The 25802-nt window shown below is 71.3% G+C and carries 25 protein-coding genes; 12 read left to right on the top strand and 13 right to left on the bottom strand.

Annotated features, from left to right (window positions below):
- Positions 1-2: 2 nt before the first annotated feature.
- The 4 genes from N912_RS63265 to N912_RS0104635 all read right to left on the bottom strand — a co-directional run bounded on the left by N912_RS63265 (position 3) and on the right by N912_RS0104635 (position 4796).
- Positions 3-1211 carry a DUF6236 family protein gene (locus N912_RS63265; protein WP_156993160.1) on the bottom strand — a complete coding sequence of 403 codons (1209 nt, stop codon included), beginning with the start codon at positions 1209-1211 and terminating at the stop codon, positions 3-5.
- Positions 1212-1368: 157 nt separating this feature from the next.
- On the bottom strand, positions 1369-1785 hold the full coding sequence (locus tag N912_RS49445; RefSeq protein WP_028921525.1) for an MFS transporter: 417 nt from the start codon (positions 1783-1785) through the stop codon (positions 1369-1371).
- Positions 1786-1904: 119 nt separating this feature from the next.
- On the bottom strand, positions 1905-3293 hold the full coding sequence (locus N912_RS0104640) for an FAD-dependent oxidoreductase (protein ID WP_028921524.1): 1389 nt from the start codon (positions 3291-3293) through the stop codon (positions 1905-1907).
- 6 nt (positions 3294-3299) lie between these two features.
- The gene (locus N912_RS0104635; protein WP_028921523.1) at positions 3300-4796 is read right to left on the bottom strand and encodes an aldehyde dehydrogenase; all 1497 of its coding nucleotides are present in this window, start codon (positions 4794-4796) and stop codon (positions 3300-3302) included.
- Between the two features lie 124 nt (positions 4797-4920).
- Between N912_RS0104635 and N912_RS0104630 the strand changes: the two genes are divergently transcribed.
- The gene (locus N912_RS0104630) at positions 4921-5568 is read left to right on the top strand and encodes a GntR family transcriptional regulator (protein WP_037062800.1); all 648 of its coding nucleotides are present in this window, start codon (positions 4921-4923) and stop codon (positions 5566-5568) included.
- Positions 5569-5586: 18 nt separating this feature from the next.
- Here N912_RS0104630 and N912_RS0104625 read toward each other — a convergent pair whose 3' ends face one another.
- Entirely contained in the window at positions 5587-5958 is a 372-nt protein-coding gene (locus N912_RS0104625; protein WP_028921521.1) for a carboxymuconolactone decarboxylase family protein, read from the bottom strand.
- A 74-nt stretch (positions 5959-6032) separates the two neighbouring features.
- On the opposite strand from N912_RS0104625, the gene N912_RS49440 reads away from it, so the two are divergent.
- Genes N912_RS49440 through N912_RS49435 form a run of 4 tightly spaced genes read left to right on the top strand, consistent with a single transcriptional unit; the run spans position 6033 to position 8938 of the window.
- Entirely contained in the window at positions 6033-6779 is a 747-nt protein-coding gene (locus tag N912_RS49440) for a GntR family transcriptional regulator (RefSeq protein ID WP_245645177.1), read from the top strand.
- Positions 6772-7602, top strand: a complete 831-nt coding sequence (locus N912_RS0104615) for an SDR family NAD(P)-dependent oxidoreductase (RefSeq protein WP_028921520.1) — start codon at positions 6772-6774, stop codon at positions 7600-7602. Before N912_RS49440 ends, N912_RS0104615 begins: the two co-directional genes overlap by 8 nt.
- Entirely contained in the window at positions 7599-8120 is a 522-nt protein-coding gene (locus N912_RS0104610) for a 2,4'-dihydroxyacetophenone dioxygenase family protein (RefSeq protein WP_028921519.1), read from the top strand. The genes N912_RS0104615 and N912_RS0104610 overlap by 4 nt, the downstream gene beginning before the upstream one ends.
- A 17-nt stretch (positions 8121-8137) precedes the next feature.
- Positions 8138-8938: an SDR family NAD(P)-dependent oxidoreductase gene (locus N912_RS49435; RefSeq protein ID WP_051579622.1), complete on the top strand. Its 801-nt coding sequence runs from the start codon at positions 8138-8140 to the stop codon at positions 8936-8938.
- Here the strand turns inward: N912_RS49435 and N912_RS0104600 are convergent.
- The 4 genes from N912_RS0104600 to N912_RS0104585 form a co-directional block, all read right to left on the bottom strand.
- A complete protein-coding gene (locus N912_RS0104600; RefSeq protein ID WP_028921518.1) occupies positions 8908-9654 on the bottom strand; it encodes a succinate dehydrogenase/fumarate reductase iron-sulfur subunit in 747 nt (248 codons plus the stop codon). The genes N912_RS49435 and N912_RS0104600 overlap by 31 nt on opposite strands.
- Positions 9651-11594: a fumarate reductase/succinate dehydrogenase flavoprotein subunit gene (locus N912_RS0104595; RefSeq protein ID WP_028921517.1), complete on the bottom strand. Its 1944-nt coding sequence runs from the start codon at positions 11592-11594 to the stop codon at positions 9651-9653. Before N912_RS0104595 ends, N912_RS0104600 begins: the two co-directional genes overlap by 4 nt.
- A gap of 2 nt (positions 11595-11596) precedes the next feature.
- Positions 11597-12316 carry a succinate dehydrogenase cytochrome b subunit gene (locus N912_RS0104590; protein ID WP_245645176.1) on the bottom strand — a complete coding sequence of 240 codons (720 nt, stop codon included), beginning with the start codon at positions 12314-12316 and terminating at the stop codon, positions 11597-11599.
- 132 nt (positions 12317-12448) lie between these two features.
- The gene (locus N912_RS0104585) at positions 12449-13474 is read right to left on the bottom strand and encodes a Gfo/Idh/MocA family protein (protein ID WP_169747806.1); all 1026 of its coding nucleotides are present in this window, start codon (positions 13472-13474) and stop codon (positions 12449-12451) included.
- A 93-nt stretch (positions 13475-13567) separates the two neighbouring features.
- Here N912_RS0104585 and N912_RS0104580 point away from each other — a divergent pair, with 93 nt between their 5' ends.
- The gene (locus N912_RS0104580; RefSeq protein WP_051579617.1) at positions 13568-14602 is read left to right on the top strand and encodes a LacI family DNA-binding transcriptional regulator; all 1035 of its coding nucleotides are present in this window, start codon (positions 13568-13570) and stop codon (positions 14600-14602) included.
- Here N912_RS0104580 and N912_RS0104575 read toward each other — a convergent pair.
- From N912_RS0104575 to N912_RS0104565, 3 genes are read right to left on the bottom strand one after another with little or no spacing between them, the layout of a single operon-like run.
- Positions 14589-15722, bottom strand: coding sequence for an alcohol dehydrogenase catalytic domain-containing protein (locus N912_RS0104575; RefSeq protein WP_051579615.1), 1134 nt, complete (start codon positions 15720-15722; stop codon positions 14589-14591). The two genes, N912_RS0104580 and N912_RS0104575, sit on opposite strands and share 14 nt — an antisense overlap.
- Positions 15719-18136, bottom strand: a complete 2418-nt coding sequence (locus tag N912_RS61805) for a citryl-CoA lyase (RefSeq protein WP_084210582.1) — start codon at positions 18134-18136, stop codon at positions 15719-15721. The genes N912_RS0104575 and N912_RS61805 overlap by 4 nt, the downstream gene beginning before the upstream one ends.
- On the bottom strand, positions 18133-18753 hold the full coding sequence (locus N912_RS0104565) for a TetR/AcrR family transcriptional regulator (protein ID WP_028921511.1): 621 nt from the start codon (positions 18751-18753) through the stop codon (positions 18133-18135). Before N912_RS0104565 ends, N912_RS61805 begins: the two co-directional genes overlap by 4 nt.
- Before the next feature lie 179 nt (positions 18754-18932).
- On the opposite strand from N912_RS0104565, the gene N912_RS59945 reads away from it, so the two are divergent.
- The 5 genes from N912_RS59945 to N912_RS0104540 all read left to right on the top strand — a co-directional run bounded on the left by N912_RS59945 (position 18933) and on the right by N912_RS0104540 (position 23391).
- A complete protein-coding gene (locus tag N912_RS59945) occupies positions 18933-19784 on the top strand; it encodes a MaoC/PaaZ C-terminal domain-containing protein (protein WP_169747805.1) in 852 nt (283 codons plus the stop codon).
- Positions 19781-20617: an alpha/beta fold hydrolase gene (locus N912_RS0104555; RefSeq protein WP_028921510.1), complete on the top strand. Its 837-nt coding sequence runs from the start codon at positions 19781-19783 to the stop codon at positions 20615-20617. The genes N912_RS59945 and N912_RS0104555 overlap by 4 nt, the downstream gene beginning before the upstream one ends.
- 2 nt (positions 20618-20619) lie before the next feature.
- Entirely contained in the window at positions 20620-21984 is a 1365-nt protein-coding gene (locus N912_RS49425; RefSeq protein ID WP_037062798.1) for an MFS transporter, read from the top strand.
- A gap of 86 nt (positions 21985-22070) precedes the next feature.
- Positions 22071-22931 (top strand): putative 2OG-Fe(II) oxygenase, encoded by an 861-nt coding sequence (locus N912_RS0104545; protein ID WP_169747804.1) that lies wholly within the window; start codon positions 22071-22073, stop codon positions 22929-22931.
- A gap of 7 nt (positions 22932-22938) precedes the next feature.
- On the top strand, positions 22939-23391 hold the full coding sequence (locus N912_RS0104540) for an NUDIX domain-containing protein (protein ID WP_028921508.1): 453 nt from the start codon (positions 22939-22941) through the stop codon (positions 23389-23391).
- Between the two features lie 6 nt (positions 23392-23397).
- Here N912_RS0104540 and N912_RS0104535 read toward each other — a convergent pair whose 3' ends face one another.
- Positions 23398-24435, bottom strand: a complete 1038-nt coding sequence (locus tag N912_RS0104535; protein WP_028921507.1) for a LacI family DNA-binding transcriptional regulator — start codon at positions 24433-24435, stop codon at positions 23398-23400.
- Between the two features lie 220 nt (positions 24436-24655).
- On the opposite strand from N912_RS0104535, the gene N912_RS0104530 reads away from it, so the two are divergent.
- Positions 24656-25777: a hypothetical protein gene (locus N912_RS0104530; RefSeq protein ID WP_211261126.1), complete on the top strand. Its 1122-nt coding sequence runs from the start codon at positions 24656-24658 to the stop codon at positions 25775-25777.
- Positions 25778-25802: the final 25 nt, after the last annotated feature.

The following is a 25802-nucleotide window of genomic DNA, read 5'->3' as shown; positions in this document are numbered from 1 at the left end:
GGCTAGCGTTGTCTCCGCAAGTTCGGCCAGGCCTGGCGAAGTCGGTCGATGAGCGTGGTTGGATTGAGTTCGTTCTGGATTCGAAACAGGTAGCCTACTGGCGACTCACGGATGTCCTGCCGCCGGTTTCGACGCCATCGGCTCGGTGCGCTGACTATGCATGCGGCCAACACGGCAGGCCCTCTGATTATGCGAGGCATTCCCGTGAGTTCGGCGACCATGTCCACAAGCGATGGCATGCCCACCGACTTGACGTCCATTACAGCCCGTGCCGCTTCCAGTCCAACACTTCGCATCCGCTCCCGCAGCCCTGCCAGCTGGGCATTAACAGAATGCTGGACTTCGCTTCGCAAGTATTCTTCAAAGACGCCGAAATCGCGAACATTCTCAAGCCTGGCAAGTTTTTGAGCCTGCTCACCCACATACTTGCGGTAGGTGTCCAGCTCAACACCGAACCGAGAGCGAAATTCGATGATCTTCTCGATCGGCACCTTATCGAGATTGGCTGGCGCCACAGTCTCGAACGCCATGAACACGAATGCGTCCGATAGATTCCGTTCGGGACTCGATCGATCGAACTCGTAGGTCGGCAAATCTATGAGAACCTGAGCAATGCGATCCAAAGTCCACCCAGACAGCGCCGCATGTGGCAGCAGTTGATCAGTCAGTGGATGCAGGAAGTCTTGAGTAGCAATGCACTCAGTCAATGCGCACATGTAAACCGACGCCAACTTTGGGTGCATAGTGACCCACATGCTGTCGCGAGAGATGGTCGCCAGGCCAGCGTCGAGCGCCACTCCCACGAACTGAGGCCAGAGCTTTTCTATGTGAATATCTGTCGAGGCTCTTCGTGCTTCCACCCACGTGAATCCGAACTTGGACCTGAGCTCTTTTCTGGAGAGCCTGTCAAGATGAAACATTCGCTCCCAGTCATCGGCCTGACCGACTCCATAGCGCTCTTTCAGCTCTCGACGGTGCCTGCGAATCAAGTCTGAGAACGGGGCACCAACCTCGCGAGCGGCCCAACTTGGTGGCGGAACGTCAATCAGCCAGCGGGCCTCGTCATGCAGGACGCGCGCGGTCCGGGAATCGACTGTAAGGTAGTCGGCCGGTCGCAGCCTCCCCATCTTCGGCCAGTACAACGAGGCATACTTCAGCCACGTGTCATCCTGAACATGAATATATGGATAGTACAAGGCGATCGGATCCATCACACGCCTCCCGTAAGCTTGATGCTCGGCCAGCATAGCGAGGCGCCGTCGATGGACAGTCCGAACAGGTCACGGATGCGTCGCACGTAGCCTGCGATGGGGCCTCGTCGAGGATGCGGTCCACGTGGTGCCGCCGAGAATATGCCGGTTGATTTCGTCAAGTATCGGAGAGCGCTCCCAATGGCGGGAGCGTGATCATGAACATCGCGATGGCGAGCACGCCCGGCCCAGAGCACCACGGTCGCCGGGGCGCGCCCTTGGCGCTGATCGCGAAAGCGGACACGCCCACGGCCCATACGTAGTAGACGACGGTGACGCCCGGGCTCAGCCCCACGATGCGGGCGAGCGCGGTGTTGTTGCCGGCCAGGCCGGGCAACAATGCGCGCGGCGAGCGAGGGACCGCCTCGGCCCGCCCGGAGGTGAACGGACCGGTCTCCGCGAGGCCCCGGCGCAGGTAGAGCCCGACGAACCCGAGCAGCCCACCGACCAGGAACGGGATCCGCCAGCCCCGGTCCCGCGGCGTCTGCTCGCCGAGCAGGCTGGAGGCTCCGGCGCCGATCAACGAGGCGAGCACGATTCGGCGGTCACCGAGACGTAGAGGCTGGTGGACCACAGCCCTCGCCGAGCGCGAGCGGCGATCTCGGCGATGTAGGTGTAAGATGCGGCGCCTCGTCCCGGCGGCAGAGCGCCACCTCAGGCATGGGAGCTCCGGGCGGCGTCGGTGCCGGCGACCCGGCCGTACACCATGCCGCGCAGCACGGACGTCCCGCCCGGGTACTTGCCGTGGTAGAGGCCGGTGCACTCGCCGGCGGCGTACAGGCCGTCGATCGCGCCGCCGTCCTCGCGGACCACCCGGGCGCGCACGTCCGTGGCCAGCCCGCCGAAGGTGAACACGATCGAGCAGGCCACCGGGTAGGCCAGGAACGGCGGCGAGACCAGCGGCAACGCCCAGTTGCTCTTGGCCGGCTCCAGGCCGACGGTGGCCAGCCCGTCCGGGCGGCGCCAGTCGAACGACCCGACGGTCGGCGTGGCGGCGTTGAACCGGTCGATCGTGTCGGCCAGCACCTCGGGCGGCAGGTCGAGTGCGGTGGCCAGTTCGGAGACGGTGTCCGCCCGTACCGGCGGCACGCCGGTCAGCAGGCCGCGCTCGTGGTCGTCCACCCGGCGCAGCGACTGGTCGGTGATGAACCAGGCGGTGCCGCCGTCGCGCGACCAGATGGCCCGGGCCGTGCTCTCGTAGGTCTCGTCGACGGTGCCCCGGGCCTCGTCGATGAACCGCTCGCCGCCCCGGTCCACCAGAATCCCGTACGGGAACACCATGACCAGCGCCTCGGCGTCCTTGCTGCGCGGGTCCACCGGCTCGGCGTGGAAGGTGTCCCACTGCCCGGCGCGGGCGGCCCCGGCGGCGAGCGCCATCCGGATGCCCTCGCCGCGGTTGAGCCGCACGCTCGGCGCGATCGGCAGCAGCGTGCCGGCGTCCGCGCCCAACTGCTCACCCAGGTACGCGGTGTCGCCTTCGAAACCACCGGAGGCGATCACCACCGTCCGCGCCGGCAGCGTGGCACGGCCGCCGTCCGGGCCGGTGACCTCGACCCCGGTGACCGCCCCGTCGCCGGTGACCAGCCGGTGCGCGGTGGTCTCGTAGCGGAAGGTGACGCCCAGTCGCTCGGCGGCCGGCCGCAGCGCGGACAGCAGGCCCTCGCCGCCACCGACCGGCTGCAGCCGGGGGCGGGTGCTGTTGATGAAGTACGTGGGCATCCGGCGGAACCGGGCGCCGTGGCCCTGGATCCACTCCATGGTCTCCGGCAGCCGCTCCAGCAGCGCGTCCACGTACCAACGCGGCGTGCGGCCGTCGGAGAAGCCGATCACGTCGTCGACGAAGTTCGGCCCCGGCTCGTAGACGTCGTCGAGCCGGAAGTAGGCGGCCGTCCAGCGGGTGTTGCCGCCGGCCTCGGCCCGGGGCGCGCGGTCCAGCACGACCACCGAGCCGGCGCCGCCCAGCTCCTCGGCGGCGGCCACGGCGGCGGACAGCCCGGCGATCCCGGAGCCGATGACGAGCACGTCTGTCACGTCGGTGGACATGTCGGCTCAGGCCCTCGGGTTGAACGGGTCCTTGACGCCCTGGCCGGTGTCCACCCAGACGCTCTTCTCCTCGGTGTACTCGCGCAGCGCGTCGGGGCCGTTCTCCCGTCCGATGCCGCTCTGCTTGTAGCCACCGAACGGCGTGGAGTAGCCGGACTTGCGATAGTTGTTGATCCACACCGTGCCGGCGCGCAGCCGTCCGGACACCCGGTGCGCGCGCTGCACGTTCTGCGTCCACACCCCGGCGGCCAGCCCGAACTCGGTGTCGTTCGCGATGCGCACCGCGTCGTCCTCGCTGTCGAACCGCAGCACCGACGCGATCGGCCCGAACACCTCCTCGCGCGCGATCTTCATGTCGTTCGTGACGTCGGCGAACACCGTGGGCCGGACGAACAGCCCGTTCGGCAGGCCGGGCACGGTGGCCGGTTCGCCGCCGGCGGCCAGCCGCGCGCCGTCGTCCTTGGCCACCTGGATGTAGTGCAGCACCTTCTCCAGCTGCGCGCGGCTGGCGATGGTGCCCATCTGGCTGGCCGCGTCGGTCGGGTCGCCGACCACGATGGCCTCGGCACGCCGCGCCAGCTCGTCCACCACCCGGTCGTAGACGCCGTCCTGCACGAGGATGCGCGAGCCGGCCATGCAGGTCTGCCCGCTGGCCCCGAAGATGCCCGCGACCAGGCCGTTCACCGCGCTGTCCAGGTCCGCGTCCTCGAACACGATGTTCGGCGACTTGCCACCCAGCTCCAGCGAGACGCGCTTGAGCGTGCGGCCGGCGACCGAGGCGATGGCCTGCCCGGTGGCCGTCGAGCCGGTGAACGCGATCTTGTCCACGTCGGGGTGGCCGGTCAGCGCGGCGCCGCTGGGCTGGCCGAGGCCGGTGACCACGTTGAGCACCCCCGGCGGCAGCCCGCACCCGGCGGCGATCTCGGCGAACCGCAGCGTGGACACCGGCGTGACCTCGGACGGCTTGGCCACCACCGTGCACCCGGCCGCCAGCGCCGGCCCGAGCTTCCAAGCCAGCAGCAGCAGCGGCGAGTTCCACGGCGTGATCGCGGCGACCACCCCGAGCGGCTCCCGCACGGTGTAGTTGATCATGTCGGACAGGTGCAGCGGGTTGGTGTGCCCGAGGGGCTGCTGGGCCAGGCCGGCGTAGTAGTTGAAGTACTCCGGCATCAGCTTGGCCTGGCCGTACATCTCGCGGTGCAGCTTGCCGTTCTCCCGCACCTGCAGGTCGGCCAGCTCCTCGGCGTGCTCGGCGACGGCCTCGCCGATGCGGATGAGCAGCTTCGCCCGGTCCGCCGCGCGGTACCCGGGCCAGTCGCCCTCGCTGAACGCCCGCCGCGCGCTGCGCACCGCCCGATCCACGTCCTCGGCCGAGGCGTCCGGCACCCGCGCCCACACCTCGCCGGTCGCCGGGTTGTCGACGTCCAGCAGGTCGTCCCCGGCCGGCTCGACGAACTCGTTGTCGATGAACAGTCCGTAGTGCCGGGGGAGCGGGTTCGACATGTCTGGCCTTCCTGGCGGCGTCGGGGACGACCGACGCTAACCAATTGCCCTACAATCGGTCAATAGGGCAGTTGTACAGCGCTGATAGCGTTCCCAGGCCACGATCCGAGACGGGAGCGAGAGCATGAAGGTCACCCGCGTGCTGGCGCCGGTGCGCGAGCAGGTCGTCGACGCCATCCGCGCCGAGATCATCAGCGGCGGGCTCGCGCCCGGCCAGCGGCTCATCGAGCGCGAGCTGCGCGAGGAGCTGGACGTGTCCCGCAACACCCTGCGGGAGGCGTACCGGCAGCTCGAGGCGGAGGGGTTCATCACCGTCACCCCGCACAAGGGGCCGATCGTGACGGCGATGACCGACGACGAGGCGCGCGCCGTCTACGAGGTGCGCGAGGCGCTGGAGTGCTTCGCGGTGCGCCTGTTCGTGCAGCGCGCCGACGCCGCCACCGTCGAACGGCTGGCCGACACCATCGCCCGGCTGCGCGAGGAGCACAGCTCCAGCGAGGTGGTGGTCATGCTGGAGACCAAGCGCGAGTTCTACCGGGTGCTCTACGCGGGCGCCGGCAACGACGTGCTGCGCGACCAGGCCGCGCTGCTGCAGAGCAGGCTGTACCGGCTGCGCGCCCGCTCGCTGTCCCGCCCGGGCCGCCCGGCGGAGAGCATCGCCGAGATCGAGCAGGTGCTGGAGCGGATCGTGGCCGGCGACGCGACCGGCGCCAGCACGCTGTGGGGCGAGCACATCCGCCGGGCCGCCGCCGCGGCGCTGGCCTCTGAGTAGGCCTCGGAGTAGTCGGCGTCACGACTCCGCGAGCGCCTGCTCGACCACCCGCATGGCGTCGATGGCGGCGGGCAGGCCGCAGTAGGCCGCGCAGTGCAGCACGGCCTCCTCGATCTGTTCGCGCGTGCAGCCGTTGCGCACGGCGCCCCGGACATGGGCGAGCAGCTCGTGCGGCCGGTTCAGCGCGGTCAGCAGCGCGACGGTGAGCAGGCTGCGCGTCTGCCGGGGCAGCTCGTCGCGCGCCCAGACGAACCCCCAGCCGAACTCGGTGACCATCCGCTGCAGCGCGGACGGGTTCTCCGCGTCGGCGAGGGCGTTGGCCACGTACTCGGACCCGAGCACGGAACGTCGGACCTCGAGGCCCTCGCGGTAACGGTCGGCGGCGTTCATCGCACTCCTAAGTGTCGACACTCTCACAGCATCTCCCGTAGAGAAGTCAAACCTAGTGCGGCATACTTCGCAATGTGTCGACAGAAAGCGAACGCAGCCTGGCCGGCCTGGCACCGGCCGGCGCCGCCGTGCTCGGCCGGTTGCTGGGGGTGGACGACCGGGCCGACTCGCGGGTCGGGGTGATCGTCGCCGAGGTGGCGCGGGACATCATCGAGGGCCGCCTCGCCCCGGGGGCCGACCTGAACTCGGTGGAGTTGGCCAAGCGCTTCGAGAGCAGCCGCACCCCGGTGCGCGAGGCGCTGATGGTGCTGGAGAAGGAGGGCCTGGTCACCATCCCGGCCCGGCGCCGGCCCCGGGTGGCGGTGCTGGAGCTGGCCAGGGTGGAGGAGGTCTACCGGCTGCGCGGGGAGCTGTACGCGATGGTGTCCGAGCGGGTCGCCGAGCGCGCCGACGCCGCGCAGCTCGCGGCCCTCGACGACGTGGTCGCGCGGATGGACGCCTCGGTGCGCGCCGGCGATGTGACCGGGTCCTTCTGGCACAACGTGACGTTCCACGAGCGCGCCGGCGACGTCGCGGGCGACCTCACGCTCAAGCGCACCCTGGACTCGCTGGGCGTCGCCGTGCTGCGGCTGCGCCACCACAGCCTGTCCCAGCCCGGCCGCCCGGAGCTGTCGCTGCAGGACCACCGCCGGCTGGTGCGCGCCTACCGCGAGCGCGACGCCCGGCTGGCCGGCGCGTTGTCCCGGTCGATCGTGATCAGCGCGCTGGGCGCGATCAAAGCGGCTCCCGGCCCGCTGGCGCTGGTGGTGGCCGATGCGTGAGTCGGCGTTCGACCTGAGCGGGCGGGTGGCGGTCGTCGTCGGCGGCGGTTCGGAGGGGGAGGGGGTCGGCATCGGCCGGGCCTGCGCGGTGCTGCTCGCCCGCTACGGCGCGTCGGTGGCCGTGCTCGACCTACGAGCGCAGGCGGCGGAGCAGACGCTGGCGCTGGTGCGCGCCGAGGGTGCCGACGGCCACGCGGTCGGCGTCGACGTCGCGGACCAGGACGCGCTCGGCGCCGCGATCCGGGACTGCGCGGAGCGGCTCGGCGGGCTGGACGTGCTGGTCAACAACGTCGGCATCGTGGGGCCGACCGGTACCGCGGAGGACCTGGATCCGGTGGCCTGGGAGCTGGCGCTGCGGGTGAACGTCACGGCCATGATGACGACTGTCAAGCACGCGGTGCCGCTGATGCGGGCGCGCGGCGGCGGGTCCATCGTGAACATGGGGTCGGTGTCCGGGCTCGGCGGCGGCTACCCGCACCTGAGCTACGCGACCACCAAGGGCGCGGTGAACAACCTGACCCGGGCCATGGCCGGCCAGCACGGCCCGGACGGGATCCGGGTGAACGCGGTGGCCCCCGGCCAGCTCTACACGCCCCGGATCGCGGCCCGCGCACCCAGCGCGGAGATGCGCAGGTACCGCCGCGAGGTGGCGCCGCTGCGCACCGAGGGCGACGCCTGGGACGCGGCGCACGCCGTGCTCTTCCTGGCCAGCCCTGCCGCGAGGTGGATCACCGGCGTGGTGCTGCCGGTGGACGCCGGGCTGAGCGCGGTGCTGCCGCTGTCCTCGCCACCACCATCCGACACGTCAAGGAGGTCACCGTGACACGATCCGACGAGGCCGTCGCCTACCGAGGCCCGCTGCTGCCGGGAACCGTCGAGGATCTGGTCGAGCTGAACGCGCTCGACCTGGACTGTGACGAGCGGCTGTGGGTGCCGCAGGCGCCCGACGTGTCGTTCCGGCCGCTGCTGTTCGCGGTGAGCCAGGGCTACTTCGTGAACATCCTGCGGGTGCGCCGCTCCGGCATCCTGTCCCGGCACCGCCACGCCGGCCCGGTGCACGCCACCACGTTGCGCGGCCGCTGGCACTACCTGGAGCACGACTGGTGGGCCGAGCAGGGCAGCTACGCCTTCGAGCCGCCGGGTGACATCCACACCCTGGAGGTGCCCGACGGCGTGGCGGAGATGGTGACGCTGTTCCACGTCACCGGCGCGTACATCTACGTCGACCCGGACGGCAACCCGACCGGGGTGGAGGACGTGTTCAGCAAGCTGGACAACGCCCGCCGGCACTACGAGCGGGTGGGCCTGGGCGCCGACTTCGCCGACCGGTTCGTCCGCTGACCCCCCGAGGAGGCCCCGTGTCACACCCCGCACCGCTTCGGTTCGACGGGCGGACCGCCGTGGTCACCGGCGCCGCCCGAGGCATCGGCAACGCCATCGCGCACGGCTTCGCGGCCGGCGGCGCCACGGTGGTCGTCGCCGACCTGGACGAGGCAGCGGCCGCCGCCGCGGCCCAGGAGATCACCTCGGTGGGCGGGAAGGCCAGCTCGCTCGGCGTGGACGTCACCGACGAGGCGCAGGTGGACGCCCTGGTCGCGCACGCGGGCACCGTCGACATCCTGGTGAACAACGCCGCGATCACCACCACCCAGGTCGTCGAGGAGACCGACCCCGAGGCGTGGCGGCGGGTGCTGGACGTCAACCTGACGGGGCCGTTCCTGTGCTCCCGCGCGGTGCTTCCCGGCATGCGCGAGCGGGGCTACGGCAAGATCGTCAACATCGCGTCGGTGGCCGCCAAGCGGATCAGCTTCAACGCCGGCGCAAGCTACACCGCGAGCAAGGCCGGCCTGGTCGCGTTCACCCGGCACCTGGCATACGAGGCCGCCCCGGACGGGATCAGCGTCAACGCGGTCTGCCCCGGCCCGGTGCTCACCCCGATGCTCGCCGAGATGGCCGACGAGGCCACGCTGAACGCCCGCCGCAAGAGCGTCCCGCGCGGCCGCCTCGCCACCCCGGAGGACCAGGCCGAGATGGTGCTCTACCTGGCGTCGGACCGCGCCGACATGCTGTGCGGGCAGGCCGTCGACGTGGACGGCGGCGCGCTGCTGGGCTGGTACGACACCGACACCTACTTCGAGCGGCGCCGCGCGGCCAGGTAGTCGTGGTTGAGCTGGGAGATCACGTCCAGCGGGATCTCCTTGGGGCAGACCTCGGTGCACGCCCCGGTGTTGGTGCAGCCGCCGAAGCCGTTCTCGTCGTGCGCGGCGACCATCTTCACCACTCGCTCGTCGCGCTCGGGCTGCCCCTGCGGCAGCTCGCCGAGGTGGGTGATCTTGGCGCCCAGGAACAGCGAGGCGGAGCCGTTCGGGCAGGCGGCCACGCAGGCGCCGCAGCCGATGCAGTTGGCCGCCGCGAAGGAGCGGTCGGCGGCCGCCTTGGGCACCAGGATGGCGTGCGCGTCCGGGGCGGCCCCGGTGGGCGCGGTGATGTAGCCGCCGGCCGCGATGATCCGGTCGAACGCCGAGCGGTCCACCACCAGGTCCTTGACCACCGGGAACCCGCCGGCGCGGAACGGCTCCACGGTGATGGTGTCGCCGTCGGAGAACGACCGCAGGTGCAGCTGGCACGTCGTGGTGGCCTTCTCCGGCCCGTGCGGCACGCCGTCGATGACCATGCTGCACGCCCCGCAGATGCCCTCCCGGCAGTCGTGGTCGAACGCCACCGGCTCCTCGCCGCGCAGGATCAGCGTCTCGTTGAGCACGTCGATCAGCTCCAGGAACGACATGTCCTCGGACGCGTCGTCCACCTGGTAGGTCCTTAGCCGGCCCTTCTCGTCGCCGGCTGCCTGCCGCCAGATCCGCAGGGTGAGTCTCACCGGTAGCTCCGCTTGGTCGGGTGTACGTAGTCGAACGTCAGCGGCTCTTTGTGCAGCACCGGTGGCTGGCCCTCGCCGGTGTACCCCCAGGCGGCCGCGTAGGCGAAGTTCTCGTCGTCGCGCTCGGCCTCGCCGTCCTCGGTCTGGCTCTCCGCGCGGAAGTGGCCGCCGCACGACTCGGTGCGGTGCAGCGCGTCCAGGCACATCAGCTCGGCCAGCTCGAAGAAGTCGGCGACCCGGCCGGCCTTCTCCAGGCTCTGGTTCAGGCTGGCGCCGGATCCGGGCACCGAGACGTTCGTCCAGAACTCCCTGCGCAGCTCCGGGATGCGCTCCAGCGCCTTGCGCAGGCCCTCCTCGGTGCGCTCCATGCCGCAGTGGTCCCACATCAGGTGGCCCAGCTCGCGGTGGAACGAGTCGACGGTGCGGTGCCCGTCGACGGCCAGCAGCCGCTCGATCCGGTCGGTCACGGCCCGCTCGGCCTCCCGGACCTCGGGCGCGTCCGGGTCGACCGGGTCGAGGCGGTTGCCGGCCAGGTAGTCGCCGATGGTCACCGGCAGCACGAAGTAGCCGTCGGCCAGGCCCTGCATCAGCGCGGACGCGCCGAGCCGGTTGGCGCCGTGGTCGGAGAAGTTCGCCTCCCCGGCGGCGTACAGGCCGGGGATGGTGGTCTGCAGGTCGTAGTCCACCCACAGCCCGCCCATGGTGTAGTGCACCGCCGGGAAGATCCGCATCGGCACCCGGTACGGGTCCTCGCCGGTGATCCGCTGGTACATCTGGAACAGGTTCCCGTACTTGGCGGCCACCGCGTCGCGGCCCAGCCGCTGGATGGCGTCGTCGAAGTCCAGGTACACGCCCAGACCGGTGGGGCCGACGCCGCGCTTCTCGTCGCACACCTTCTTGGCCGCCCGGCTGGCGATGTCGCGGGGCACCAGGTTGCCGAACGACGGGTACATCCGCTCCAGGAAGTAGTCCCGCTCGGCGTGCGGGATGTCGTTCGGGGCGCGGTCGTCGCCGGGCCGCAGCGGCACCCACACCCGCCCGTCGTTGCGCAGCGACTCCGACATCAGGGTCAGCTTCGACTGGTGGTCGCCGGACACCGGGATGCAGGTCGGGTGGATCTGGGTGTAGCAGGGGTTGGCGAACAGCGCGCCCTTGCGGTGCGCCCGCCAGCTCGCCGTGACGTTGCAGCCCTTGGCGTTGGTGGACAGGTAGAAGACGTTGCCGTAGCCGCCGGAGGCCAGCACCACCGCGTCCGCCAGGTGCGTGCCGATCTCGCCGGTGACCAGGTCCCTGGCCACGATGCCGCGGGCCCGGCCGGCCACCGTGATCAGCTCCAGCATCTCGTGGCGCGGATACATGTCCACGTTGCCGGCGTCGATCTGGCGCTCCAGGGCCTGGTAGGCGCCGATCAGCAGCTGCTGGCCGGTCTGCCCCCGCGCGTAGAAGGTCCGCGACACCTGCACGCCGCCGAACGAGCGCGTGTCGAGCAGCCCGCCGTACTCGCGCGCGAACGGCACGCCCTGCGCCACGCACTGGTCGATGATCTGCCGGCTGATCTCGGCCAGCCGGTACACGTTCGACTCCCGCGCCCGGAAGTCGCCGCCCTTGACCGTGTCGTAGAACAGCCGGAACACGCTGTCGCCGTCGTTGCGGTAGTTCTTCGCGGCGTTGATGCCGCCCTGCGCGGCGATGGAGTGCGCCCGCCGGGGGCTGTCCTGGTAGCAGAACGAGCTGACGTGGTAGCCCAGCTCGGCCAGCGAGGCGCCGGCGGACGCGCCGGCCAGCCCGGTGCCGACCACGATGACGCGCATCTTGCGCTTGTTGGCCGGGTTGACCAGCTTCACCCCGAACCGGCGTCGCTCCCAGCGGGTCTCGACGGGTCCGTCCGGGGCGGCGGTGTCGGCGACCGGTGAACCAACCGTGTAGTCGAAGTACGACATGCTCAGACCAATCCGAAGGTGACGGCGAGCGGGACAACGAGGAAGCCGGCGGTGAGGACGGCGGCGAACCCGGTGGACACGCGCTTGAGCGAGCGCTGCCGGGCGGCGTTGGACCAGCCCAGGGTCTGCAGCGCGCTCCACAGGCCGTGCCGCACGTGGAACCCGACGGCCACCACGGCGAGGACGTAGAACACCGTGACGTACCAGCGCCCGGGGGCGAAGTCGGCCTCCAGGTTCTGGTACACCTGCAGGTGCTGGCCGTGCGGGTTCAGCGTGCCGGTGGTCAGGTCGAGCAGGTGGTAGACCACGAACAGCGCGATGATCACGCCGCCCCAGCGCATGGTGCGCGCGGCGTAGCTGCCCGGCACCTTGTTGCGCACCGCGTACCTGACCGGCCGTGCCCGCCGCGCGCGCAGCGTCAGCAGCACCGCCGACCAGATGTGCGCCAGCACCGCCGCGACCAGCCCGAGCCGGAGCAGCCACAGGGTGCCTTCGTAGGGCACCGCCGGCTCCAGCAGCGTGCGCAGCCACGCGCCGTACGCGTTCAGCGCCTCGGCCCCGAGAAAGATCTTCAGGTTGCCGAGCATGTGTCCCAGCAGGAACAGCAGCATCGCGGCGCCGCTGACCGCCATGACGAACTTGAGCACGACCGACGGAAGACGCCTCGGCTCGGCGGCGACGACCGGCGCCGCGCTCCGTCGCTCCTGGACCTGTGACCTCACGGGGATCCAGTGGACCACCGGGCTCGGCATCCGTCTAATGCATCATGACAGCATCTACGATGCCCTCACGCTATGGAGGCAGTCCTTCCAGCAGCTCAGGAACCTCTCCACCACCGCACGACGTGCGAAGCATCACCGGGGGAGCGACACCAGCCGGCGTTCGCGGCCGCTGATGATCGCGGCCAGGGCCATCGCCAAGCTGGGGATGTTGTCGGCGCTGTCCGTTTCTGGACAACCACCCGCACGGAGGGTGTTGAGCGTGGCCTCGATCGCTTCGCTGTGATGCGTGGCGTCACGATCCAGTTCCGGATTCGGCCACCCAACTCGTTCGGTGGGCCAGAAATACCGCGAATCGGACCGGAGAGCGGCCTCCCCACGGGGCGCGCCAACTCCGTCCCAGAGCACGCTGCCTGCCGTCCCGGTCACGCGCCATGTGGCGTCAAAGGAGGTGGCGCACCCCTCGCCCACCCACGATCCGCGATAGGAGAACACCGTTCCGTCACCAAACTCGAACACACAACTCGCGGCGGCGTTGCCCAGGTACCACGAGCCGGCAGGGTTGAACTCATGGCAGTACACCGAAACCGGGTCGGCGCCGATGAGGAAGCGCGCCTGGTCGAAGGTGTGAATGGCCATGTCGAGCAGCAGTGGGTGCTCCATCGTCTCTTCCCGGAAGCCCCCGTAGTGGTGCGGCGCGACGAACATGTCGGCACATACGAAGGTGGGCCGGCCGATCAAACCCGCCGCAATGCCCTCCCGCAATGCTCGCATTCCGGGCGCGAATCGTCGGTTCTGCATCACGATGTAGCGTCGGCCGGCCGCTCGGGCCGAGGCGGTGATCGCGCGGGCATCGGCGAGCGACTCGGCCACCGGCTTCTCCCCGAACACATCGCACCCGGCGGCCAGGGCCTCCTCGGCGACGGCGCGGTGCGCCGCCGGAGGCGTGAGGTTGACGACCAGGTTGGCATCGGTCTCCGTGACGGCCGTCGCCACCTGAGGGTACTGTTCGCAGCCCAGGCCGTACCGCTCGATGAGCGAGCTTCCCCGGGCCGGATCGATCTCGACGATGGCGGTGATCTGGACATCGTCACGGGCACACAGCGGAGGCAGCCAGAAGTCCGCGGCCATGCCGGCACCGACCACGACCGCACGGAACATGGAGTCCTCCTCCATGAGGTATATCGATATTCTGCGAGAGTTTATCGATACACTTCCGCAGTGGCCAGCCCTTCACGACCAACGCTCGCCACCGTGGCCACGGCCGTGGGCGTCTCGGTGATGACCGTCTCGAACGCCTACAACAGGCCCGAGAAGCTCTCCTCCGACCTGCGGGAGCGCATCTTCGCCACGGCCGAGGGCCTCGGCTACCCCGGGCCACATCCCACCGCCCGGTCGTTGCGTCGCGGGCGGGCCGGCGCCCTGGGAGTCGTCCTCGGCGAGAGCCTGGCCTATGCGTTCGACGACCCCGGCGCGGTTGCGTTCCTGAAGGGACTCGCGCATGCCTGCGGCGCACACGAGGTCGGGCTGCACCTGGTACCGACCACCGGGTCGGCAGCGGACACGGCCCTGATCCAGGTCGCGGCCGTCGACGCACTCGTGTTGTTCGCCCTGCCCGATGACCACCCGCTGGTAGACGCCGGCCTGCGGCGGAACCTGCCGATACTCACGAACGGTGGGCCGCAACTACCCGGGCGGATCTTCGTCGGCATCGACGACCGCGCAGCCGCCGAGGCGGCGGCATACCACCTGCTCGAGCGCGGTCACCGCAATCTGGCGGTGATCTCTTTTCCGCTGGGCGGCACCCGTCACGGCGTCCGTCCGGTGGACCTTTCCCAGCAGGCTGCCGCAAGCTTCCGCGTTACACGGGAGCGTCTGGCCGGCTACGCGGCCGCATACCGCGACGCGGGGCACGACTGGAGTCTCACGCCCGTCTACGAGGTCCCGACGAACAGCCGCGAGAGTGGCCGCGACGCCGCCCGCGCCGTCCTGCGCGACAATCCCGGAACTACCGCAATCCTCGCGATGAGCGACGAACTCGCCTTCGGTGCGCTCCAGGCCGCCGCCGAACTCCGCCGAGCCGTGCCGGCGGACCTCTCCATCCTGGGGTTCGACGACAACCCACACGCGTCCGGCGCCACCCCGTCACTGACCACTGTCCGTCAGTCCCTGCACGACCAAGGTCGCCTACTCGGCACGATCGCCCTCGGGCCTCCCGCCGCTGGCCCGGTCCCGCTTCACACCTGGGAACTCGTCGTGCGATCCTCCACAGGCCTCAGAACTCGATGAGCGCCCTCCCGACGATCTTCCCGGCCGCGACGTCCGCGTAGGCCTGGGCGGCGTCCTCGAACGGGTAGCGGGCGGAGATGAGCCGGGACGGGTCCAGCGCGCCGGCCCGCACCGCGGCCAGCAACCGGGGCATGTCCTCGTCCGGCCGCCCCGCGTACGAGCCGATGATCGACAGCTTGCGGCGCACGAACGCCGGCAGCCCCTCGATCAGGCCCGGGCCGCCGGTGCCGCCGAGGCCGGTGACCACGACGCGGCCGCCGACCGCGAGCAGCCGCTGCGCCTGCGACAGGCTGCCCGGGGTGCCGACGGTGTCGAACACGACGTCCGGGTCGCCGCCCAGCGCGTCTCGCACCGAGTCGGCCAGGTCGGGCGCGGTGCCGTCCAGCGCGGCGACCGCGCCGAAGTCTCGGGCGGCGCCCAGGGCGTCCGCGCGCAGGTCGACGGCCACCACACCGGACGCCTTGTCGTGGGCCGCCAGCGCGACCACGCACAGCCCGACCCCGCCGGCGCCGAGCACCACCACCCGCTCGCCCTCGGTGCCGCGCGCGGCCCGGTGCACGGCGCCGTACGCGGTCAGCCCCGCGCAGCCGAGCACCGCGACGTCCGCCAGCGGCCACCGCCGCGGCCACCCGTCGGGGAGGGCGAACACCGCGGTGGCCGGCAGCACGACCTGGCGGGACAGCCCGCCGACCCCGGAGGCCCGCAGCCCGGTGCCGTCGGGGAGCTGGTACCGGTACGAGCCGTCGAACCGCAGCCCGTCGCGCTGCATGGCGGAGCGGAACGGGCCGCAGTCGTCCTGCGCGCCGGCAGTGCACGCCGCACACCCCCCGCACGGCACCATGAACGAGCACGCCACCCGGTCGCCGGGCCGCAGCCCGGTGACCGAGGCGCCCACCTCGGCGAGCGTGCCGGACAGCTCGTGGCCGAGCACGCACGGCGGCGCCACCGTGCCGTGGCCCTCCAGCTTGTGCACGTCGCTGTGGCAGGCGCCGCAGGCCGCGACGGTGAGCAGCACCTCGTCCGGCCCGGGCGCCGAGACGTCGACGTCCTGGATCCGCAGCCCGGTGTCCACCCCTTCGAACACCGAGGCGACCGTGCGCCGCCAGCCTGAAGCCGTCACGGCCGTTCGGGGTGCCGCAGGTGCGCCATGGACTTGCGCTCGGCCTCCGCCCAGACGTTCAGGGCCAGCGGCCGCTCGCGCTCCTCCAGGAGGTGCCCGACCAGGCCGATCGCGCGCGCCATCACGCCCAGGCCTCTGACGACGGCCCACGGCACGCCGAGGGTGCTGGCGATGGCGCCGATCGCGCCGGTGACGTTGACCGGAAGCACCTTGCCGCTGCGCCGCTGCGCGGCCGCCGAGATGGCCCGGATCAGCTTCTCGTTCGCCGGGTCGAGGCCCTGCTCGTTGGCGATCTCGAACAGCCGCTCGGCCCTGGGGTCGACGGGCTTGTGCAGGCCGTGCCCGATCCCGGGGACGAACCGGCCGGCTTCGGCGTGCTCGGCCACGATCTTCTCCGCGAGCTGGTCGAGCTGCGCGGGGTCGTCGCGCCAGCCGGGCTCGTCGGCGTGCTCCTGGCACAGCCGCGCGGCGCCCTCCATGGTGCCGACGAACCGGTTGCCCAGCCCGAGCAGCCCGGCCGCCACCGCGCCCTGCAGCGACTCCGGCGCGCCCTGGTAGGTCAGCCTGCTGGCCAGCGCGTTCGGCGTCAGGCCGTGCTCGATGAGCGCCACCACGAGCGCGTTGAACACCACCGACTCGGACTGCGACGGCAGCCGCCGGAACAGCTCCAGGTAGGCAAAGTCGCCCACGTTGACCTTGCCGAGGATGTCGTTGGGCAGGTCGATGCCGTGCACCGACACCCGGTCGGTGGTGGCCAGCGCGATGTCCGAACGGACCTCCGGCGCGGGCTTGCTCGTCTGGGCCTTCTCGGTCAAGAGGGTCGCCGCCTTTCTCCGTAGCTCTTCCTTACGAACCTTGTCACCGTTCGCGCTCGGGGTGGTAGGGAACGCGGCGACGATCTCCACAAGATCCGGCACCTTGAAGCTGGCCAGCCGGGCCCGGCAGTGCTCCAGCAGCTCGTCCGCGGTCGCGCTTCCGCCGGGAACGAGCCGGACGAACGCGACGGGCAGGTGGTCACCGGTGTGCTGGTCGCGCACGCCGACCAGCTGCGCCATGTCGACCGCCGGGTGCTCGTGCAGCGCCGTCTCGATGTCCGAGGGGTTCACCAGGTAGCCGCGCAGCCGCAGCTTGTCGTCGAGCCGTGACCGGAACTGGAAGGCCTGGCCGGCACCCTCGTCGGGCAGCTCCAGGCCGAAGTCCCCGCTGCGGTACCAGCCGTCCGAGGTGAACGCCTTCGCGGTGGCGGCCTCGTTGGCCAAGTAGCCGGCGAACACCGTCGGCCCCCGGAACTGCAGCTCGCCGTACTCGCCCTCGGCCGAGGGACGCGACGGGTCCTCGGCGGACATCACGCGCACCTGGAAGCCGGGCGCCACCAGCCGGCCGCCCGGGACCGTGCGCTGCTCGGGCGACGCGTCGAACGACCAGGTCGCGGCGTAGGCCAGCACCTCGGAGGAGCCGTAGACGTTCATCGCCGAGATGCCGTGCGGGGCGGCCGCCGCGACGATGTCGTCGATCGCGACCCCGCCGGTGACCGTCTTCGCCAGGTGCCCGCCCGCCTCGGCCAGCGACGGGTCCGCGAGCAGCTCGCGCAGCGGGCCTTCGGCGCAGGTCATGAACGTGGCGCGGTGCCGGGCGAGCGCGTCGCGGACCCGCGCGGAGTCGAAGACCGGCAACAGCACCGACGGCGTGCCGCCGAGGATGCCTGCCACGAACGGGACGAACCCGAACACGCCGCCCAGCGGCAGCACGCACAGCTGGGTCTGGTCCGGGCCCAGGCCGATCGCCCGCGCCACGGCGGGCATGTGCGCGCCGATGGAGGCGTGGGTGTGGACCGCGAGCTTCGGCGCGGAGGTGGTCCCGGAGGTGCCGAACACGACCAGCGGGTCGCCGGGCTCGGCCAGCTCGGGCGTCGCGGACCGGTGCAGCTCGGTGAGGGGCACGGTGGTCAGCCAGTCGGGCGCGCCGGCCCGCTCGGCCCGCTTGTCCTGGCCCACGGTGACCAGCCAGCGCAGGGGCAGCTCGCCGCCGGCGGCCCACACCTCCTCCAGCCGCGAGCCGAAGTCGACTGTCTCGAACTTCGGGGCGTAGACCAGCGCCTTCGCCTGGCTGGTGGCGAGCAGGTGGTACAGCTCCTTGGGCCGGTAGCGGGTGTTCAGCGGCACCACCAGCACGCCGAGCTTGGCGGCGGCGAACAGCAGCCGGGGCCACGGCAGGCAGTTCGGCAGCCAGACCGCTATCGCGTCACCCCGGTCGAACCCGAGCTCGCGCAGCCCGCCGGCCAGGGCGTCGACGTCGGCGAGCAGCTCACGGTAGGTCTGGGTGGCGCCATTGGCCGGCTCGGCGCAGTCGACCAGCGCCGGCCGCTCGGGCCACTCGGCGGCGGTGCGCGCCAGTGAGGCGTAGAGGGTGGTCATGACGCGCTCCTCGCGACCGGCTGCACCACGGCGGCCGCGTAGGTGGCGAACCGCTCGCAGACCTCGTCCTTGCTCAGCGGGCCGTCCGGCCGGTACCAGTTCGCGATGCCCGAGCACATCGGCAGCACAGCCTTGGTGACCTCATCCGGGTGCGGGGTGGTGAACACGCCGGTGCGGACGCCCTCGTGCACGATGTTGCCGAAGATCGCCTCCAGCCGGTCCCTGGCGATCACCAGCCGCTTGCGGTCGTCCTCGCCGAGATAGCGGACCTCACTGTGCGCGATCATCGATTCGAGCGGCCGGTCCAGGATGAAACGGACATAGGCCCGCACGGCGGCGACGAACTGGTCGCGGGGATCCGGGCCGGCCGCCGAAACGGCCCACTCGGTGTCGGCCAGATGGTCGTAGGTGGCGCGCTTGAGCAGTTGGACCAGCAGCTCGGCCTTGGACGACGTGTGGTTGTACAGGTTGCCCAGCGCCATTCCGGACCGGCTCGCGATGTCCCGCATCGAGGCGCCGTGAAAACCTCGCTCGGCGAACGCCTCCAACGCGCCGATATACAGCCGGTCCCGGGATACCAGCGCGCTGTCGCGAGCCTTCGGTGAACGATCGTCCATGGCGTGATGCTCTATCTCACCGCACCGGATGTCAAGTTCTCGCACGCCAAGAGCCGGTGTTGACGAAGCCCGCCCCTCTCGTTACGGTCCTCGGCACGAACGTACGTTCACCGGACGGTGAGAGTCGGCAAGCGTCGGTCGCGCGTGCGCCGGCCGCCCGCCGAGGATCGGAATGCGTGGTGTCGAATTCACTCTTCTTCGAAGATTTCTACCTGGGGCAACGGTTCGAGAGCGCCGAGTTCGCGGTGTCGTCGGACGACCTCACCGACTTCGCCAGGGTCTCCGGCGACCGGCATCCGATGCACACCGCCGACGGGGGAGCGGACGAACGGTTCGACGGGCCGATCGCGCACGGCCCGTGGGGGATAGCCCGCTATTTCGGGCTGCTCTTCGACAGCGGCGTGGTGGAGGACAGCGCGATCGCGCTGCTGGACACGAACTGGCGCTACCTCGCGCCGGTCACGGTGGGCATGAAGCTGCGGTTCAGCACCGTCGTGACCGGGTGCCGGCGGCGCTCCGACGGCGCCGAGGGCGTGGTGAACCGGCAGATCGAGCTGCGCGACGACCAGGGGCACCTGCTCCAGCGCGGCACCAGCGCCTTCCTGGTCAGGGCCAGGCAGGGGCAACCCTCGGACCAGGATCCCGCCGGCAACGCGCCGTTGACGCCGCGCTGGGCGCGGGCGGTGGCCGACCGGCTGGCCGCGAACACGGAGTTCGCCGGCGCGACCCAGCTGTTCGACGGCGCCATCGGGCTGGCCACCGAGCGCGACGAGGTCCAGTTCCGGATCTACCGGGGCAAGATCATCGAGGTGGCCGCCCGCACCCCGCGCGGCGCCAGCTTCACCCTGCGCGGCGACGAGCTGTTCTGGACCGAGCTGTTCACCGGCCCGCGCAACGACCTGATGGTCCGCGCCCTGCGCGGCCAGTTCCGGGTGCAGGGCGACGCCTACGTCTACCTGCAGCTGACCAAGCCGGTGCACCTGTTGATCGACGCGGCCCGCGAGCTGGTGGCCGAGGAGCGGAGCCAATGAAAGCCCAGGTAATCGGAACCTCCCGCTACCTCACCGTGAACGGCCGGATGGCGTTCGTGGAGACCTACGGGCAGGGCCGGCCGCTGTTGTGCATCCACTCCGCCGGCCAGAGCGGCGTGCAGTGGCGGCACTCGATCGCCGGCCTGGCCGACCTCGGCTACCAGGTGATCGTCCCGGACCTGCCGGGGCACGGCCGCTCCGAGCTGCCGGCCGACGGCCCGGTCACCGACCTGGGTGTCTACGCCGCCTTCTGCGTGGACCTGCTGCGCACGCTGTCCGTGACGCGGCCGTACGTCGTGGGCTGCTCGATCGGCGGCAAGATCGCGCTGGACATCGCCACCCGGATACCGGGCGAGCTGGCCGGCGTGGTGACCATGGCCGCGGACGCCCACAACACCGACGGCCAGTCCGACGCCGGCCTGCTGCGCGCGATGGAGGACGCGGTGTCGCCCAGCCGCAGCGACCGCACCTACTACGGGACGCTGCTGGCCTGCGGCGCGTCCGTCGACGCCGCGCGCCGGGAGGTCATCGCCGAGATGCACCGGCGCGAGGACCCCCAGGTGTCCACCTCGGACCTCATCGCCTGGAACCGCCACGACCTGCGCGACCGGCTCACCGGCATCACCTGCCCGGTGCACCTGCTGGTCGGCGCCGACGACTTCTGGATGAACCCGGCGTCCGCCGAGGCCACCGCCGACCGGATCACCGGCGCCCGGTTCACCGTGCTCGACGGGATCGGCCACTACCCGATGGAAGAGATCGTCGATTTCCCCGCCGTGCTGCACGGCTGGCTGTCCGAACTCCCCACCTCGCCCACGCCACTCGGAGGCTGACCATGAACCCAACGACAGTGCCGTCGTCCGAGCCGTCGTCGCCGCCCACGCCGTCCATCGCGCAGGGCCGGCGGGCCACCCGAGGCGCCTCGATGGGCTTCGCGGTGGACAGCTACGACATCTACCTGCCGGTCGTCGCGGTCGGGCCGGCGCTGTCGTACTTCATGCCCTCCTCGTCGCTGTCCCCGGGCACCGTCGCGCTGCTCAACGGCATGGTCTTCGCGGCCACCCTGCTCGGCCGCCCGCTCGGCGCGGTGATCTTCGGCTCGATCGCCGACTCGCTGGGCCGGCGCCGGGCCACCCTGATCGCGATGTACGGCAGCGGCGTCGGCACGCTGGCGCTCGCGCTGATGCCCGGCTACCAGCTGCTCGGCATCGGCGCCATGATCGGGCTGATCCTGCTGCGCCTGGTGACCGGCGTGTTCCTGGGCGGCCAGTACACCGGGGCGGTGCCGCTGGCCATGGAGAGCAGCCCGAAACCCAAGCGCGGGCTGTACGGGGGCCTGATCACGATGGGCTTCCCGATCGCGTTCTGCACGGTCTCGGCGGTCACGTTCTCGGTGCAGGCGCTGAACTCGCGGCTGTCCGAGCAGGGCGCCTACCAGCAGTGGGGCTGGCGCATCCCGGTGCTGATCGGCGCGATCGTCACGTTCGCGTTCGCCTACTACTACCAGCGGACCGTGGACGAGTCCCCGGCCTGGCGCGAGCGCGGCGCGCGCAAGGGCCCGAGCCCGCTGGCGCAGCTGCTGCGCGGCGACTCCGCGCGCAGCCTGCGCCAGGTGCTCATCCTGATGTCCGGGGCCTGGCTGTGCGGCAACGCCACCTCGGCGTCGTACCCCGTCGCGCTGCGCGCACTGGACGACATCACGCCGGAGAGCGCCACCGCGGTGCTGGTGATCGCCGAAGTGGTGCTGATCGCCGCGTACCCGCTGTGCGGCGCGCTGAGCCAGCGGATCGGCCGGCGCCGGTTCCTGTCCCTGTGCGGGATCGTGGCGGCCACCGTGGCGCCGGCGTTCTACTGCGTGCTGGTGTCCAACCTGACCACCTCGTTCGTGGGCCGGGTGCTGCTCACGGCCGGGCTGTTCCTGTCCGCGATCTGCTGTTTCGGCAGCACCGCCTCGTACCTGTCCGAACGGTTCCGCACCGACCTGCGGGCTACCGGGTACGGCGTCGGCTACAGCATGGCGTTGATCGTCGCCTCGTTCTACGCGTTCTACGAGGGCCTGCTCGCGGAGTTCATGCCACAGCGGTACACCACGGCGGTGGTCTACGTGATCGGCGGCCTGTTGCTGCTGGTCGGCGCCCTGCGCGGGCCGGAGACGAAGGACGTGGACCTGACCTCGGACACGCTGGCCAGCACGAGGTAGCCCGGTGACGAGCCCCGGCCGGGGCGGTGTAAAGATATAACACCAACCGGCCGGGATCCCGGCTCGACGAGATGGGGATCCTCGCGGTGAGCATCGACGACCTCACTTCCTCCGAGCCGGGCCTGCGCCTGAGCCGGTCCCGGATCGGCACCAGCCCCGTGTTCAGCCACGTCTGGGAGGACCACGCGGAGCTGAACGCGCGGCTGCGGCAGGTGGTGCTGGACAAGATGGCGGTCACGCCCGGGCTGAAGAAGTCCAACTGCGGCGGCTGGCAGTCCGAGCGCGACCTGCAGCTGTGGGGCGACCCGGCGATCGACGAGCTGCTCGACCGGATGCGCGCGATGCTGCGGTCGGTGGTCCGCGAGACGGTCGTCGACCCCGAGGAGGAGCTGCTCGACGGCTGGGACATCGAGGCCTGGGCGAACGTCAACCAGCTCGGCGACGACGTCGCGGCCCACGTGCACGGCGGTGGGGTCAACATGTGGGCCGCCGTGTACTACGTCGACTGCGGGCAGAGCCCCGACGCCATCAGCAGCGGGTTCACCCACTTCCTGGACATGAGCGGCACGCCGAGGCCGATCTCCCGGCGGGCGCCGGAGACGTCCGGACAGACCTGCGCGCCGGCGCGGGAGGCAGAGGACCTGCGGGTCGAGCCGCTGCCCGGGAAGATGGTGGTGTTCCCGGCGACGCTGCCGCACTACGTCACGGCGTACCAGGGGAACGAGAAGCGGATCACGATCGCGCTGAACCTGCGGCACACCGGGTTCGTCGTCACCGACTTCGAGAACCACTACTCGCGCCGCCGGACGCTGTGGCGGAACTACCGAGGGCCGATGCTGATGATGTACGAGGCCAAGCGGGTGGTCCGGGAGACGCTGGCCGCCGTCGTGCCGGTCCACAGGTGGCCGGCCGGGCTGCGACGCCGGCTTCTCGGCGGCTCGAACTAGCGCCGAGGTGGACGGGCTGGCCCGCAAGCAGATGGGCGCCGGGCTGCTGTTCCGGGACCGCGCTGGCCGGGTGTTGCTGGTGGAGCCGTCCTACAAGCCGAACTGGGAGATCCCCGGCGGCGCCGTCGAGGCCGACGAGGCGCCGTGGGCGGCGGCCGCGCGTGAGCTGCGCGAGGAGCTGGGTCTGGAGCGCCCGCCGGGGCGGTTGCTCGTGGTCGACCACGTCCGGGCAGAGGACTCCCGGCCGGAGGGCATGCGGTTCGTCTTCGACGGCGGGATGCTCACGGACGCCGAGGTCACCGGCATGGCGGTGCCCAACGAGGAGATCCTCTCGGCCTCGTTCCACACCCTCGACGAGGCCCGCGCCAAGGTCACGCCGTTGCTCGCGGACCGGATCGAGGCGGCGGTCTGGGCCTGTGAGATGGGCGCGACCGCGCTGTGCGAGCAGGGCCGCGCCTGACATGGGTCAGGCTCTGGGTGCGGTGGTCTTTCTGGCCATCAGCTCGGGCGTGAGCCGGAGCGTCTGCGCCGGTTGGCCGGACATCAGCCGCATCAGCTGGTTGACGCTCTCCTCGCCGATCCGGCGCAACGGCGACCGGACGCTGGTCAGCGGGATGGTCAGCTCGGCGGCCATCGGCACGTCGTTGAAGCCGACCACTGACACGCCCGCTCCCGGCGTGATGGCGTGATCGCGTAGGCAGCCGAGCACGCCGAGCGCGGCGGAGTCGCTGACCGCGAAGATCGCCGTCGGCGCCGGGTCCGCGCGCAGCAGCCGTTCGGCGCCCATCCGCCCGCCGGCAATGTCGAACGTGCTGCGCACCACGCGCTCGGCCGGGACCGGGTGGCCGGCGGCCCGGAAGGCGTCCAGGAAGCCCTCGGTCCGGCCGATCGCGTTGCCGGCGAGGGGGAGCCCGGCCAGCACGCCGACCCGCCGGTGGCCGAGGTCGAGCAGGTGCTCGGCGGCCATCCGACCACCGGCGTGATCGTCACAGGTCACCGAGGGGTGTCCCTCGACGCCGCGGTTGACCAGGACGAACGGCAGCTTGCGGGTGGCCAGCAGGTCGAGCCCGGCGCCGTCGACGGTGGAGTCGCCGAGGATCACCGCGTCCACGCCGTGATCCATCAGCGCCTCGATGCACTCCCGCCGGGTGTCCGGGTCCTCCCAGGAGTTCACCGCCAGCGGATGGAAGCCGCGCTGCCTGGCCGCCTGCTCGATGCCCTCGTAGATGGTGGCCAGCACCGGGTCCGCCATCCGCGCCATCACCACGCCCAGCAGCCGGGTGCGGCGCCGGCGCAGCGCGATGGCCGCCGCGTTGGGCCGGTAGCCCAGCTCGCGGGCGACCTCGCGGATCCGCTCCGCCGCGGCGGGGGAGGCGGCCCGCACGCCGGCGACCGTGGAGCCGTTGAGGACGCGGGACACCGTGGACACGTGATAGCCGGTGATCTTGGCGACGTTTGCCAAGGTGGGACCGCGTGCCCCGGCCTCGTACTGACCCCCGTTCACCCGGCCATCCTCGCACGGTCCGAAACGGTTCCTTGACACCGCGACGGTTGTGCGGTTTCAATCACCCAAACGTTATAGCCAAATTGCGCACGAGGCGTGGGTCGACCAACGAAGATCCCCAGTCGAGAGCGGGTGAGCAATGCCGGCCACCACCGAGCAGCACGAGGCCTCGAGGACGTCCACCGCCCGGTGGCGCCTGATTCCGGCCATGTTGGGGAGCGTGGCGGTGGTGACGGGCCTGGGCGCCGGCCTGATCGCGCTGCAGGGACCGCTGGCAGGGCACGCGGTCACCTCGGCCTGGCTCGACCCGGAGACCTGGTTCGGCAAGCTGCTCGGCGACCTCACCGAGGCGCAGTTCTACGCCACCATCCCGGCCGGGATCGGCCTGGTGATCATGGCGGTGGTCGCGCACCGGCTGGCCAGGGCGCGGCACCGGCTGCGCGGGTTCGACATCAGCTACGGAACCGGGCTGCTGCCCTGGGTGCTGACCGCCGCCACGGTCGGGCTGCTGCTCTCGCACGCGCTGTGGGGGTGGACGCGAGGGGAGGCGTGGCAGCCGACGTTCGTGCCGTTCGTGTCGGTGCCGCCCGCGATCGTGCTCGTCTACGGCGCCGGCTGGCGGGTCGCGCTGACCGGCGGGGTGCTCGGCGCGCTGCTGACCACGCCGCTCGCGCTGGCCGCCGTCGACCTGGTGTGCCGGCCGCTGGGGCTGCCCAACGTGGTCGGCAACGTCACGGGCATGTGGTCCAGCGCGCTGATCGCGTTCCTGCTGTGCAGGTGGCTGCCGTGGATGCGGCTGCCGGCGGCAGGGTCGGAGCCGCCGGAGCCGGAACCCGAGGCCCCGACACCGGCTCCGGCACCGGCCCCGGTGCCGGGATCGTCCTGGCTGCCGCGGCGGGTGCTGGCGGACTTCACCGAGGCGCAGTTCTTCGGCAACGAGTGGGCGTCGCTGGGCATGCTCGCCGGGCTGGTGCTGGCCTGGGCGCTCAATCCCGGCCTGCCCGGCTACGCCTCGAACCTGGTGCCGCAGATGCTCACCGCGCAGCTGCTCACCGCCGTGCTGGGCGTGTGGTGGCACGCCGACCGCTGGCGGCGCCACGGCTGGTACCCGACCTTCGTGCCGGTGGTGTCGCTGGCGCCGGCGGCGGTGCTGGTGCACGGCGGCGGCTGGGCGGTGATCGTGGCCGCCGCGCTGATCGGGGCGCTGCTCGGGCCGCCGCTGGCCCAGGCGGTGATCTCCCGGCTGCCGTCCGACTTCCACCCGTTCATCGGCAGCGTGTTCTCGATGACGGTGACCACGCTGGTCGGCGTGGGCCTGATCGGCGTCCCGCAGCTCTTCTGACCTCGCAACCCTCGTCGGAGGTACC

Origin of the sequence: Actinospineispora acaciae DSM 45401 (genome assembly GCF_000620785.1) — a bacterium.
GTDB classification, from domain to species: Bacteria; Actinomycetota; Actinomycetes; order Mycobacteriales; family Pseudonocardiaceae; genus Pseudonocardia; species Pseudonocardia acaciae.
Note: the sequence above shows the minus strand (reverse complement) of the source record. Positions and strands in the feature narration are given on the sequence as shown.

What these genes read in the sequence shown, in the direction of transcription:
- N912_RS0104625 (WP_028921521.1), bottom strand. Translation starts at nt 5,958, where the DNA reads ATGAACGCCGCCGACCGTTACCGCGAGGGCCTCGAGGTCCGACGTTCC.
- N912_RS0104640 (WP_028921524.1), bottom strand. Translation starts at nt 3,293, where the DNA reads ATGTCCACCGACGTGACAGACGTGCTCGTCATCGGCTCCGGGATCGCC.
- N912_RS0104635 (WP_028921523.1), bottom strand. Translation starts at nt 4,796, where the DNA reads ATGTCGAACCCGCTCCCCCGGCACTACGGACTGTTCATCGACAACGAG.
- N912_RS0104595 (WP_028921517.1), bottom strand. Translation starts at nt 11,594, where the DNA reads ATGTCGTACTTCGACTACACGGTTGGTTCACCGGTCGCCGACACCGCC.
- N912_RS0104630 (WP_037062800.1), top strand. Translation starts at nt 4,921, where the DNA reads ATGAAGGTCACCCGCGTGCTGGCGCCGGTGCGCGAGCAGGTCGTCGAC.
- N912_RS0104615 (WP_028921520.1), top strand. Translation starts at nt 6,772, where the DNA reads ATGCGTGAGTCGGCGTTCGACCTGAGCGGGCGGGTGGCGGTCGTCGTC.
- N912_RS49425 (WP_037062798.1), top strand. Translation starts at nt 20,620, where the DNA reads ATGAACCCAACGACAGTGCCGTCGTCCGAGCCGTCGTCGCCGCCCACG.
- N912_RS0104565 (WP_028921511.1), bottom strand. Translation starts at nt 18,753, where the DNA reads ATGGACGATCGTTCACCGAAGGCTCGCGACAGCGCGCTGGTATCCCGG.
- N912_RS63265 (WP_156993160.1), bottom strand. Translation starts at nt 1,211, where the DNA reads ATGGATCCGATCGCCTTGTACTATCCATATATTCATGTTCAGGATGAC.
- N912_RS0104585 (WP_169747806.1), bottom strand. Translation starts at nt 13,474, where the DNA reads ATGTTCCGTGCGGTCGTGGTCGGTGCCGGCATGGCCGCGGACTTCTGG.
- N912_RS61805 (WP_084210582.1), bottom strand. Translation starts at nt 18,136, where the DNA reads ATGACCACCCTCTACGCCTCACTGGCGCGCACCGCCGCCGAGTGGCCC.
- N912_RS0104555 (WP_028921510.1), top strand. Translation starts at nt 19,781, where the DNA reads ATGAAAGCCCAGGTAATCGGAACCTCCCGCTACCTCACCGTGAACGGC.